We start from the raw sequence: 12,899 nt of genomic DNA on the forward strand, positions 1-12,899 counted from the left end.
ACTCTTCCCCCCAGCACAAAAGGACTCGCACGACCACCCGTGCGTCGAGGCCGGTGACGATGCCGAGGTCCATATTGGACATACTCGGAACGTACGCCCTGATTCGCCGACAGCAGGTGGTTGCGCGTCCGACCAACACTTTCCTCAGGCGCAGATCACGCTGTCCATACCACTTCGACGACGCCGGAGCGGACCACTTGTCCCTGAATCTAAGCCTGTCAATAGATGGTCAATCGCGTGAAACGCTGGCAGTGCAGCTCCGTAACGCATTTCGCACACAGATCGAGGAGGGAACGCTTCGTCCCGGCACCCGGCTACCGTCGAGCCGGCAACTCGCCGTCGACCTCGGGGTGTCCCGCAGTGTGGTCGTCGAGGCGTACGAACAGCTCTGCGCCGAGGGGTACCTCGTCTCCCAGCACGGCTCGGGCACCTCCGTGGCGGCGACGGCACGCACCGACAGCGGCTCGGCGCTCACCCCGGACGACAGCACGTCGACGGCGGCGGTCTGGGACCTGCGCACCGGCGGCCTGCACAGCTCGACCTTCCCCCGCCAGGACTGGATCCGGGCGGTCAGCGCGGTGGTCACCTCGGCCGGTCACCGCGAGCTGGGGTACGCCCCACCGTCGGGCCTGCCGGTCGTTCGGCACACCCTCGCCGGCTACCTCGGTCGGGTGCGGGGCGTCCGCAGCCGACCCGAACACCTCATGATCACCTCAGGGTTCGCCCAGGGGCTCGCACTGCTCTGCCGGGAACTGCGCGACCGGGGCCACCAGACCGTCGGGGTGGAGGACCCGGGTCACCCGGGCGAGTGGGAGTTCATCGCCGACGCCGGCCTGCGCCCGGTGGGCCTCCCCGTGGACGCCGACGGCATCCGGGTCGACGCGCTGGCCGCGAGCGGGGTCCGCGCCGTGCTCGTCACCCCGGCCAGCCAGTTCCCCACCGGTGCCACCCTCAGCGCGCAACGCCGGGAGCAACTCGTGGCCTGGGCCGAAACGGTCGACGGCTACATCGTCGAGGACGACTTCGACGCGGCCTTCGTGGCCCCCGCGCAGCGGATGCCGGCACTGCAGAGTCTCGGCCCGGACCGGGTGATCTACGCCGGCAGCGCCAGCAAGGTCCTCGCCCCGGCGCTGCGCCTCGGCTGGCTGGCCACCCCAGCCGCGCTCACCGCGCCGATCGAGCGGCTCCGCGCCGGCTGGGACATCGGCTGCTCCAGCCTGGAACAACTCGCGCTGGCCCGGCTGATCGACACCGGGGTCTTCGACCGGCACCTACGCCGACTCGCCGCCGACATCCAGAAGCGCCGTCAGGCGGTCCACCAATTCGTCGCCCGTGAGATGCCGGGCAGCACGGTGTTCGGCGGGCACAACGGACTGCAGGCGTACCTGGTGCTGCCCGAGCGGTGCGACGAGGAGGCGCTGGTGCAGGCGGCGCGGCGGCGCTCGGTACTGGTCCGTGGCGGCCGCTTCTACGCCCTGCGAGCCGACGACCGACCGCCGGCGCTGGTCGTCGGCTACGCCGGAGTGCGCGGCTCGGAACTGAGCCGCGGCCTGGCCGGGATCGCCGGGGCGTACCGCGAGACGACCGGCCGCAAGACCACGCCCGACCCCCCTGTCGGTTCGGTGTCGTCACGCTGGGCGGCCTCCCGGGCGAGGCGAAGCTAGGGCCTGTGTCGAAGTCCTCAGTCGAGCCGAGGCGGAGTCCGGGCGGCGGTCCGGCAAGGCGGATATTCGTTCGGATACCGGTGTTGTATCCGGGCGAATATCCAACGCGGCCGGTCGTCGCCCGGGCCCGCCGCAGGCCGGCCAAGGGCTTCGACACAGGCCCTAGGGGTGTTGGCTGCTCCCGGAGGCGGGCTACGGTCCGGCCGTGACCGTACCGCGATGCGCGCGCGGGTCACTCGGAATCGTCGTCTGTCGAAGCGTCGGACGACGGGGGAGGGGTCGACCGGTGTTCAGGCGTATCGCGATCATCAATCGGGGCGAGGCCGCGATGCGGCTGATCCATGCCGTACGGGACCTGTCCGCGGAGTCGGGCGACCAGGTCGAGACCGTCGCCCTCTACACCGACGAGGACCGGACGGCGACCTTCGTCCGAGCGGCCGACGTGACGTACCCGTTGGGCGCCGCGGCCACCCGCCCCTACCTCAACCACGAGCTGCTGGAACGCGCCCTGGTCGAGACCGGCGCCGACGCGGCCTGGGTCGGTTGGGGCTTCGTCGCGGAGGATCCGGCGTTCGCCGAGCTGTGCGAGCGGATCGGCGTGACGTTCGTCGGACCGAGCGCGGAGGCGATGCGCAAGCTCGGGGACAAGATCGGCTCGAAGCTGATCGCCGAGGAGGTCGGCGTGCCGGTCGCCCCGTGGAGCCGGGGCGAGGTCGCCACCCTGCAGGACGCCCTGCGCGCGGGCGAACAGATCGGCTATCCACTCATGCTCAAGGCGACCGCCGGCGGTGGTGGGCGTGGCATCCGGCGGGTCGACTCGGCGGAGGACCTCACCGACGCCTACGAGCGGACCAGCCAGGAGGCGCTGCGGGCCTTCGGCTCAGGCGTCGTCTTCCTGGAACGCCTCGTCACCGGTGCCCGGCACGTCGAGGTGCAGATGATCGCCGACGGGCAGGGCGGCGCCTGGGCGCTCGGCGTACGGGACTGCTCGGTGCAGCGTCGCAACCAGAAGATCATCGAGGAGTCCGCGTCGCCGGTGCTGGCGGCGGAACAGGTCGCCGAGGTGAAGGCTGCGGCGGTGCGGCTCGCGCTGGCGGTCGGCTACCGGGGAGCCGGCACTGTTGAGTTCCTGTACCACCCGGCTCAGAAGCTCTTCGCGTTCCTGGAGGTCAACACGCGCCTGCAGGTCGAGCACCCGATTACCGAGATCACCACCGGCACCGACCTGGTCAAACTCCAGCTGCACGTGGCCGGCGGTGGCCGCCTCGACGGTGCGACGCCGGTCGAGGCGGGTCACGCGGTGGAGGCCCGCCTGAACGCCGAGGACCCGGACCGCGACTTCGCGCCCTCCCCCGGCAGGATCGTCCGGCTCGCGCTACCGGCCGGCCCGGGCATCCGGGTGGACACGGGCGTCAGCGAGGGCGACAGCATCCCGGCGGCCTTCGACTCGATGATCGCCAAGATCATCGCGTACGGCCGGGACCGCGACGAAGCCCTCGGCCGCCTGCGCCGGGCCATGGCCGAGACGACGGTCATCATCGAGGGCGGCGCCACCAACAAGAGCTTCGTCCTGGACCTGCTCGACCAGTCCGAGGTGATCGACGGCTCCGCCGACACCGGCTGGATCGACCGGGTCCGCGCCGAGGGTCGCCTGGTCACCCACCGCCACTCCGCGCTCGCTCTCGCCGCGGCCGCCATCGAGGCCTACCAGGACGAGGAGGAGGTCAGCCGGCAACGCCTGTTCACCACCGCGCACGGAGGCCGGCCGCAGGCGCAGCACGAGACCGGGCGCCCGCTCGACCTCAAGCTGCGCGGCGTCGGCTACCGGGTCGCGGTGTCCCGGGTGAGCCGCGAGCGGTTCCGCGTCGGTCTGTCGGCGGGCGGCGACGTCCACCGCCTGGACGTGCAGATGCAGCGGTTCGACGAGCACCGGGGGCAGATGCTGGTCAACGGGGAGCGTTTCCGGTTGGTGACCGCCACCCACGGGCCGATCCACACTGTCGAGGTCGACGGCGTCACCCACCGGGTCAGCAGGGACGAGGGCGGCGTGGTCCGCTCCCCCGCACCCGCCCTCGTCGTCGCCACTCCCCTCGCCGCCGGTGACGAGGTCGAGGCGGGCGCACCCATCCTCGTGCTGGAGAGCATGAAGATGGAGAACGTGCTCCGGGCCCCCTTCCGCGCCCGGGTACGCGAGTGCCCGGTCTCGGTCGGCAGCCAGGTCGAGACCGGCACCCCCCTGATGCGCCTCGAACCGCTGGCCGACGCCGCCGAGGAGACGTCGGGCGCGGCCGAGACCGTCGAGATCGACCTGCCGCCGGCCCCGGCCGGACCGTCGGCGACGCAGGCCCTGGACGATCTGCGCGCCCTCCTGCTCGGCTACGACGTCGGTCCGGGCGAGATCACGCCCCACCCCGTCGCGGGTACCGGTTCGCCGACTGTCCCGCTCGACCTCCTGACGATCTTCGCGAACCTGGCGGAGCTGGCCCGCAACAAGCCGCGTCACGCCGCCGACGCCCAGCCGGGCAGCGCCGTGCACACCCCGCGCGAGTTCCTCCACAGCTACCTGCAGAGCCTCGACGTCGAACGGGCCGGCGTCTCCCCCACCTTCGTGGTACGCCTCGAACGGGTCCTCGCCCACTACGGCGTGACCAGCCTCGACCGGACACCGGAGCTGGAGGACGCCGTCTTCCGGATCTTCCTGGCCCAACAACGCATGGCCGCCGCGGTGCCGGTCGTCTCCGAGGTGCTGCGCCACCTGCTCGCGGGACCGGCGCCCGCCGGCGACCACCGCGAACCCGCCGGGATCGTCCTCGAACGACTGGTCGAGGCCACCCAGGTCCGCTTCCCCGCGATCGCCGACCTGGCCCGCGGTCTGGTGTTCCGCTGGTACGCCCAGCCCCTGCTGCGCCGCACCCGCGCCGAGGACTACGCCGAGGTCCGCGCCGACCTGCGACACCTCGACCGGCACCCGGACGCCCCGGACCGGGCCGAGCGCGTGCAACGGATGGTCGCCTGCCGGCAGCCCCTCGTACGGATCATCGGCCAGCGCATCCGACGCGGGGGCGACACCGAGCACGGCCCCCTGCTGGAGGTGCTGACCCGGCGCTACTACGGCAACCGGGGGCTGCGGGCCGTCACCGCGCGAGGCGGCTTCGTCACCGCCCAGCACGGCGCCACGCACATCGTGGCGGGCGCCACCGACATCCCCGGTCTCCCCGAAACCCTCACCGCACTCGCCGAGCTGGCCGCCGACGCCCCGGCCGGGCTGGTCGCGGACCTCTACGTCGCGCTGGGCGACCAACCCGACGACGACGACGCGATCGCCGTACGGCTCGGGAAGCTCTTCGCGGACCACCCGCTGCCCTCGACCGTCGAGCGGGTGACCGCCACCGTGGCCAGCTCCACCGGCTCGGTCATGCACCACTACTTCACGTTCCGGCCCGGCGAGAGCGGCTTCACCGAGGACCGGCTGATCCGGGGCCTGCACCCGCAGATCGCCCAACGCCTGCAACTGGAACGGCTCCGCGAGTTCGACCTGACCCGACTGTCCTCGGCCGACGAGGAGATCTACCTCTTCAAGGCAGTGGCACGCAGCAACCCGGCCGACGAACGGCTGATCGCCATGGGCCAGATCCGCGACCTGACCCCGCTGCGGGAGACCGACGGACGGCTGGTGGCGCTGCCCGCCCTGGAGGAGGCCACCACCCTGGCCCTGGACGCGATCCGCGACATCCAGGCGCGGCGCCCGCAGGACAAGCGCTTCGACACCAACCGGATCCTGATGTACGTCTGGCCGCCCACCAACCTGTCGCGCGACGAGCTGAACGCGCTGGTCCAGCGGATCCTGCCGACGACGGTCGGGGCCGGGCTGGAGGAGGTGCAGTTCATCGCCCGCCAGCCGCGCGCGGCCGGGGACGTGGCGGTGACGATCACAGTGGATCCGGGCAGCGGTGCCCGGCTGCACGTGGGCGCGCCGTCCACCGACGCGGTGCGCCCGTTGGACGACTACCGGCAGAAGGTGCTGCGCGCCGCGCGCCGGGGCACGACCTACCCGTACGAGCTGACCGGGCTGCTCGGCCGATTCACCGAGTACGACCTCGACCCGTCCGGGACGCTCGTGCCGGTCGACCGGCCGAAGGGGAGGAACTCGGCGGCCATCGTCGCCGGCGTGGTGACCACCCCGACCGAGCGGTACCCGGAGGGGATCACCCGTGTGGTGCTGCTCGGCGACCCGACGAAGTCGCTGGGCGCACTCTCCGAACCCGAGTGCGCCCGCGTCATCGCCGCCCTCGACCTCGCCGCGCACCTGCGGGTGCCCCTCGAATGGTTCGCGCTGTCGGCCGGCGCCCGCATCTCGATGAGTTCCGGGACCGAGAACATGGACTGGGTGGCCGCCGCGCTCAAGCGCGTCGTGACCTTCACCCAGGCCGGCGGTGAGATCAACATCGTGGTGGCCGGCATCAACGTGGGCGCGCAGCCGTACTGGAACGCCGAGGCGACGATGCTCATGCACACCAAGGGCATCCTGGTGATGACCCCGGATTCGGCGATGGTGCTCACCGGCAAGCACTCGTTGGACTTCTCCGGCGGCGTGTCCGCCGAGGACAACTTCGGCATCGGTGGCTACGACCGGGTGATGGGGCCCAACGGGCAGGCCCAGTACTGGGCACCCGACCTGCCGGCGGCCCGGGACGTGCTGATGGCCCACTACGACCACACCTACGTCGTACCCGGGGAGACCGGGCCCCGGCGGGCGGACACCGACGACCCGGTGGACCGGGACGTCTCCGACTACCCGCACACCGTCGACGGCAGCGACTTCACCACCGTCGGGCAGATCTTCTCGGCGACCCACAACCCGGACCGCAAGAAGGCCTTCGACATCCGTACTGTCATGCGCGCCCTGTCCGATCAGGACCACCCCGTCCTCGAACGCTGGGCCGGGATGGCCGACGCCGACACGTCGGTGGTCCAGGACGCGCACGTCGGCGGCTATCCCGTCTGCCTCATCGGCATCGAGTCGCGGCCCGTACCCCGGCGCGGGTTCCCGCCCACCGACGGGCCGGACACCTACACGGCGGGCACCCTGTTCCCCCGCTCGTCGAAGAAGACGGCACGGGCCATCAACGCGGCGTCCGGCAACCGTCCGCTCGTCGTCCTGGCCAACCTGTCCGGCTTCGACGGCTCCCCCGAGTCGATGCGCCACCTGCAGCTGGAGTACGGCGCCGAGATCGGCCGGGCGATCGTGAACTTCGACGGGCCGATCGTCTTCTGCGTGATCTCCCGCTACCACGGCGGTGCGTTCGTGGTCTTCTCCAAGGCCCTCAATCCGACCATGACGGTGCTCGCGCTGGAAGGATCGTTCGCCTCGGTGCTCGGCGGCGCCCCGGCCGCGGCTGTCGTCTTCTCCGGAGAGGTCAACACCCGTACCGCCAAGGACCCCCGGGTCGCGGACCTGCACGCGCAGGTGGCGGGGACGACCGGCACGGAGCGCGCGGCAGTGAACGCCCGGCTCGCCGAGGTGCGCTCGGCGGTCCGCGCGGAGAAGCTGGGCGAGGTGGCAGCGGAGTTCGACCGGGTGCACAGCATCCAGCGGGCCGTCGAGGTCGGCTCGGTCGACGCCATCGTCAGCACGGCCGACCTGCGGCCGCGCGTCATCGAGGCGATCGAGCACGGCCTGAAGAGCTGAAACGAACCGCGGCCTTCCGCACCTCGCGGTCCGCCGCGCGTGTGACACCGCGGTACTAGGGGTCTGTGTCGAGGCCGGAGACGCCAGCATGCTGGATTCCGGAGCAACGACGCTCCCTGGCGGAGAGGAACGATCCGATGCCCCAGCAGTATCTGACGCTCGACCGGCCGGCCCTTGCACCGACGTCCGAGCCCGTGCTGGTGTTCCTCCAGGGTGGACCCGACGGCGTCCCCCGCACGGTGGTGGCCAGCGTCGAGCAGCTGGTCTACGGGAAGATCAAGGTGCCCTACCTGGCCGGTTACGAGCACTTCGAGCGCCGCGTCGGTGACGGCTCCCCACTGCTGTTCACCTGGACCGGCCGGACCAAGATCGCCGAGTGACCCGGGGCGGATCGCGGGCCGTACCCCTGCCGGCGGCAGCGGCACGACGGCCCGCGACCGGATCCCCCACCTGCTGCCCGGCCCCTAGCCGTCGAGGGCACTCCCTTAGCCCGGCGGGCGCGGCCCGTGAAAGCTGCAGCGTTCGTTCCCTGCGGCTACCAGCGCCGATACTGTTGAAGCGTGACCAATGTCAGCCGTGCTCAGCCACTGCCGCCCACCGGCGTCAGGCTGGTTGCCGCTGACTCCGGAACCGTTTCTCCGGCGCGGAGGAAGCCATGATCGAGTCCATTCTTCCCGGCGCCGTGACGGCCGTCGACACGTTCGTGGACCCGCCCGGCGCCGACCTCTTCCCCGAAGAGGAGGCCGTCGTCCGCAAGGCGGTGGACAAGCGCCGCCGCGAGTTCACCACGGCCCGTTGGTGCGCCCGCCAGGCGATGCGACGGATCGGGATCGCTCCCGCGCCGGTCCTGCCCGGCACCCGGGGCGAGCCCCAGTGGCCGTTCGGGATGGTCGGCAGCATCACCCACTGCGCCGGCTACCGGGCCGCCGTCCTCGCCGAACAGGAGAAGGTCACCACCGTCGGCATCGACGCCGAGCCCAACGACGCCCTCGCCAACGGCGTGCTCGAAGCCGTCTCCCTGGCCGAGGAGCGGGACCGCATCGCCGTCCTGCTGCGGGACCACCCCGGTGTCGCCTGGGACCGGCTGCTGTTCAGCGCCAAGGAGTCGGTCTACAAGGCCTGGTTCCCGTTGACCGCGCGGTGGCTCGACTTCGAGGACGCGAACATCGTCATAGACCCGCTGAACGGCACGTTCACCGCCGCGCTGCTGGTGACCGGGCCCTGGGTGCACGGTCGCCGGCTCAGCGGCTTCAGCGGCCGCTGGCTGGCCGAACAGGGCCTCGTCGTCACCGCCATCACCGTGCTCGCCCCGGTGGCCCCGAAGACCCGCACAACCGGCCGCCTGGCCGCGCACCGCTAGGCGCCCGCGCCACCGCGCCCCACGCGGTCGCCGCGCCCCACGCGGTCGCCGCGCCCCACCAAGATCCGCGCAACTTCCCCGACGTTGCTGTTTCCACCGCGCTGGAGCCAGCAACATCGGGGATGTTGCTGCCTCCGCCGCGCGGGAGGCAGCAGGATCCCGGATGTTGCGCGGATCTTGGCGACGAACGCTCGGCCGAGCCCGTCAGGTGGACGGGGCCGCGACGCACGGTGGCCGCTCCCGTTCGGGAGCGGCCACCGGTGTACTCGGGCGGGGTGCGACCTCAGCGGAGCAGTCGTTCCAGCAGGTCCGATGCCGCCTCGGCGAGCACCGTGCCGGGCGGGAAGACGGCCGCGGCGCCGGCCCGGCGGAGCGCTGCGATGTCACCGGGAGGCACCACCCCACCGACAACGATCATGATGTCCGCGCGGCCCAGGGCGGTCAGCGCCTCGCGCAACGCGGGCACCAGGGTGAGGTGGCCGGCGGCGAGCGAGTTGACGCCGACGACGTGCACGTCCGCGTCGACGGCCTGCCGGGCGACCTCGTCCGGCGTCTGGAACAGCGGACCGACCTCGACGTCGAACCCCAGGTCGGCGAAGGCGGTGGCGACGACCTTCTGACCGCGGTCGTGACCGTCCTGGCCCATCTTGGCCACCAGGATGCGCGGGCGGGCACCCCGCCGGTCGGCGAACGCGTCGGCGGCGGCACGGGCCCGCGCGACACCGGGATCGGTGCCCGCCTCGTCGCGGTACACCCCCTCGGTCGTGCGGATGCGGGCGACGTGCCGGCCGTACGCCGACTCCAGGGCCGCGGAGATCTCCCCGACGGTGGCATGGGCCCGGGCGGCGGTGACGGCCAGGTCGAGCAGGTTGGCCGACGGGTCGGTGGCGCCACGGGTGAGCGCGGCCAAAGCGGCGTCGCACGCCGGCTGGTCGCGTTCGGCCCGCAGCCGGCGAAGCTTCGCGACCTGCTCGGCGCGGACCGCCGTGTTGTCCACCTTGCGCACCTCGATGGGGTCCTCGACGACCGGCCGGTGCCGGTTCACGCCGATCACCGGTTGCCGGCCCGAGTCGATCCGCGCCTGGGTACGCGCGGCGGCCTCCTCGATCCGCAACTTCGGCAACCCCTGCTCGATGGCCCGGGCCATGCCGCCGGCCCGCTCGACCTCCCGGATGTGACCCCACGCGCGTTGCGCCAGGTCGTGGGTGAGCCGCTCCAGGTAGGCGCTGCCGCCCCACGGGTCGATCACCTGGGTGGTGCCCGACTCCTGCTGCAGCAGCAGCTGGGTGTTGCGGGCGATCCGGGCGGAGAAGTCGGTCGGCAACGCCAACGCCTCGTCTAACGCGTTCGTGTGCAGCGACTGCGTGTGGCCCTGGGTGGCCGCCATCGCCTCGACACAGGTCCGCACCACGTTGTTGTACGGGTCCTGCGCGGTCAACGACCAGCCGGACGTCTGACAGTGGGTCCGCAGCGACAGCGACTTCGGGTCGGTCGCGCCGGCGTCGCGCAGCAGCCGCGCCCACAGCAGGCGGCCGGCCCGCAGCTTCGCCACCTCCATGAAGAAGTGCATACCGACCGCCCAGAAGAACGACAGCCGGGGAGCGAACGCGTCGACGTCCAGCCCGGCGGTCTTGCCGGCGCGCACGTACTCGGCGCCGTCCGCGAGGGTGTACGCCAGCTCCAGGTCGGCTGTCGCGCCGGCCTCGTGCATGTGGTAGCCGGAGATGGAGATCGAGTTGAACCGGGGCATCCGCTGCGAGATGTAGGCGAAGATGTCCGCCACGATCCGCATCGACGGCTCCGGCGGATAGATGTAGGTGTTGCGGACCATGAACTCCTTGAGGATGTCGTTCTGGATGGTCCCCGCCAACTGCTCGGGCGTGACCCCCTGCTCCTCGGCGGTGACGATGTAGAGGGCGAGGATCGGCAGCACCGCGCCGTTCATGGTCATCGACACGCTGATCCGGTCCAGCGGGATACCGGCGAACAGCTCCCGCATGTCGAGGATCGAGTCGATCGCCACCCCGGCCATGCCCACGTCACCGGCCACCCGGGGGTGGTCGGAGTCGTAGCCGCGGTGGGTGGCCAGGTCGAACGCGACAGACAGGCCCTTCTGGCCGCCGGCCAGGTTGCGCCGGTAGAACGCGTTGGACTCCTGCGCCGTGGAGAAGCCGGCGTACTGACGGACCGTCCACGGACGGGTGGTGTACATGGTCGGGTAGGGGCCACGGACGAACGGGGCGATGCCGGGCAGCGAGTCGAGAAAGTCCACCCCCGCCAGGTCGTCCGCCGTGTAGAACCGCTTGACGCCGATCCCCTCCGGGGTCTGCCACACATCGGTCGGCTCCGGGGCCGGACCACTCGGCTCGGGTGGTGTGCCGAGCGCGACGTCGGCGTACGAGGGGATCATCGGGGCACTCCGAGGTCGTCGAGGGTGGTCTCCAACACGCGCACCGCGTCGCAGCCGGCGTACAGGTAGTCGTCGACGCCGGGATGCCCGCCGGGCCGCCCGGCCAGCCAGACCTTCGCCGCACCGGCCTGCCGGAGCGCGGCCGCGACCAGCGCGGCCTGCTCGGCGTACACCCGGTCGGACGAGCAGAGGCAGACCACGGCGCCGGGCGGGACCGCGTCGCCGGGGGCGGTCGTCACGGTGCGGATGCCGCCGGCGGCGAACAGGTTCGCGGTGAAGGTGACCCGGGCGTTGTGGTCGGACGTCCGTCCGATGGCGACCAGGTGCACCACCGGCGTCGTCGGCGCGTCGTCGGCCCGGCGACGCAACTCCTCGAAGCGGTACGCGTAACGGTGGCGGGGCAGGCCGCCGACCGGGGCGGGCGAGCCGGCATGGCGGGCGGGGACCTGTTCGTCCAGATCGGGGAACTCGCTGACCCCGGTGATCGCGTCCTGCCGGCGGGCCACCCGCGTGGCCCGGCGCTCCCAGGTGGCGGCCAGCCGGTCGGCGACCAGACCGCTGCGCAGCGCCGCCCCGATGCCGCCGGCCCGTTCGATGGTGGTGAACCAGTCCCAGGCCGCGCGGGCCAGGGCCTCGGTGCGTGACTCGACGTACCAGGATCCGCCGGCCGGGTCGGTGACCCGATGCAGGTGCACCTCGTCGAGCAGGATGATCTGGGTGTTGCGGGCGATCCGCTGGGCCGTCTCGTCCGGTCGGCCCAGGGCCAGGTCGAACGGCTGGACGGTGATCGCCCCGGCGCCACCGACGCCGGCGCCGAAGCCGGCGATCGTGGTCCGCAGCAGGTTGCTCCACGGATCCCGGGCGGTCATCATCGCGGCCGAGGTGACCGCGTGCTGCCGCTGCGCCGACGGCCGGTTGGCGCCGGCCACCTCGGTGACCCGGTGCCAGAGTCGGCGGGCCGCGCGGAACTTCGCGATCGTGGCAAACTGGTCGGCGGTCGCCGCGTACCGGAATTCGAGCTGGGCGAGCGACCTCGTCAGCGGGATCCCCCGATCGCTCATCGCCCTCAGGTACGCGACGCCGGTGGCCAGCGCGCACCCCAACTCCTCGGCGTCACTGCCGCCCGCGTCGTGGTAGGTGGTCGCGTCGACGGTCAGCGCCCGCAACTCCGGGTGCGCCGCCACCGACTGGGCCGCCAGCTCCGCGGCGACCCGGAGTTCCGGTTCGACGCCGCTGGCCGCGTACGCGCCGAACGGGTCGGCGCCGAGGTTGCCGCGCAACACGCGTGGGTCGATGTGCTGCCGGGTGGCCACGTCCAACAGGGCGGCGGCGGCCTTGTCGGTCTCGGTGCCGGCGTCGAGCACGATGCCGGTGCGGTCCAGTGGGATCCCGGCGAGCAGCTCGCCGAGTTGCTCGGGTGCCGTCGCCCGCAGCCACAGCGAGGTCGCCCCGCCGTGCAGGTCGGCACGGGCTGCCGCCGCGCTGCGTACCGGGTCGGGGTCGGTGTGCACGGTCCGCACGTCCCACCGGCCGCCGACCCCACCGCCCCGGGTGAACGGAGCCTGCCCGGGTACGCCGTCCGGCACCGTGGTGTGGTGCGAGGTGTAGAGCGGGGCCAGCGGGAATCCGTCGTACGTGGTGGTGGCCAGCAGGTCCGCGGCCTCGTCCGCCCGGGTGTTCTCGTCCGCCTTTCCGGACTTGCGCAGCACGCTCAGGGTGAGCCGCTGCCAGTCCTCGATGGCGGGAACCGGGAAGTCGTCTGTCATGAGTGTGGTC

Annotated in this window: 6 protein-coding genes; 4 read left to right on the forward strand and 2 right to left on the reverse strand. The window is 72.2% G+C overall.

Annotated features, from left to right (window positions below):
• Window positions 1-251 precede the first annotated feature (251 nt).
• The 4 genes from pdxR (at window position 252) to FHU34_RS20655 (ending at window position 8,713) form a co-directional block, all read left to right on the forward strand.
• Window positions 252-1,664 carry a MocR-like pyridoxine biosynthesis transcription factor PdxR gene (gene pdxR / locus FHU34_RS20640; protein ID WP_244311755.1) on the forward strand — a complete coding sequence of 471 codons (1,413 nt, stop codon included), beginning with the start codon at window positions 252-254 and terminating at the stop codon, window positions 1,662-1,664.
• A gap of 286 nt (window positions 1,665-1,950) precedes the next feature.
• Window positions 1,951-7,353 (forward strand): ATP-binding protein, encoded by a 5,403-nt coding sequence (locus FHU34_RS20645; protein ID WP_145783105.1) that lies wholly within the window; start codon window positions 1,951-1,953, stop codon window positions 7,351-7,353.
• A gap of 137 nt (window positions 7,354-7,490) precedes the next feature.
• A complete protein-coding gene (locus FHU34_RS20650) occupies window positions 7,491-7,733 on the forward strand; it encodes a DUF5988 family protein (RefSeq protein WP_145783107.1) in 243 nt (80 codons plus the stop codon).
• A gap of 275 nt (window positions 7,734-8,008) precedes the next feature.
• Entirely contained in the window at window positions 8,009-8,713 is a 705-nt protein-coding gene (locus FHU34_RS20655) for a 4'-phosphopantetheinyl transferase family protein (RefSeq protein WP_145783109.1), read from the forward strand.
• 283 nt (window positions 8,714-8,996) lie between these two features.
• On the opposite strand, the gene scpA is transcribed toward FHU34_RS20655, so the two are convergent.
• A complete protein-coding gene (scpA, locus tag FHU34_RS20660) occupies window positions 8,997-11,048 on the reverse strand; it encodes a methylmalonyl-CoA mutase (RefSeq protein WP_425280580.1) in 2,052 nt (683 codons plus the stop codon).
• A gap of 71 nt (window positions 11,049-11,119) precedes the next feature.
• Complete coding sequence (locus tag FHU34_RS20665) at window positions 11,120-12,889, reverse strand: methylmalonyl-CoA mutase subunit beta (RefSeq protein ID WP_145783113.1); 1,770 nt, start codon at window positions 12,887-12,889, stop codon at window positions 11,120-11,122.
• Window positions 12,890-12,899 lie beyond the last annotated feature (10 nt).

Origin of the sequence: Micromonospora taraxaci, assembly GCF_007830095.1 — a bacterium.
GTDB classification, from domain to species: domain Bacteria; phylum Actinomycetota; class Actinomycetes; order Mycobacteriales; family Micromonosporaceae; genus Micromonospora; species Micromonospora taraxaci.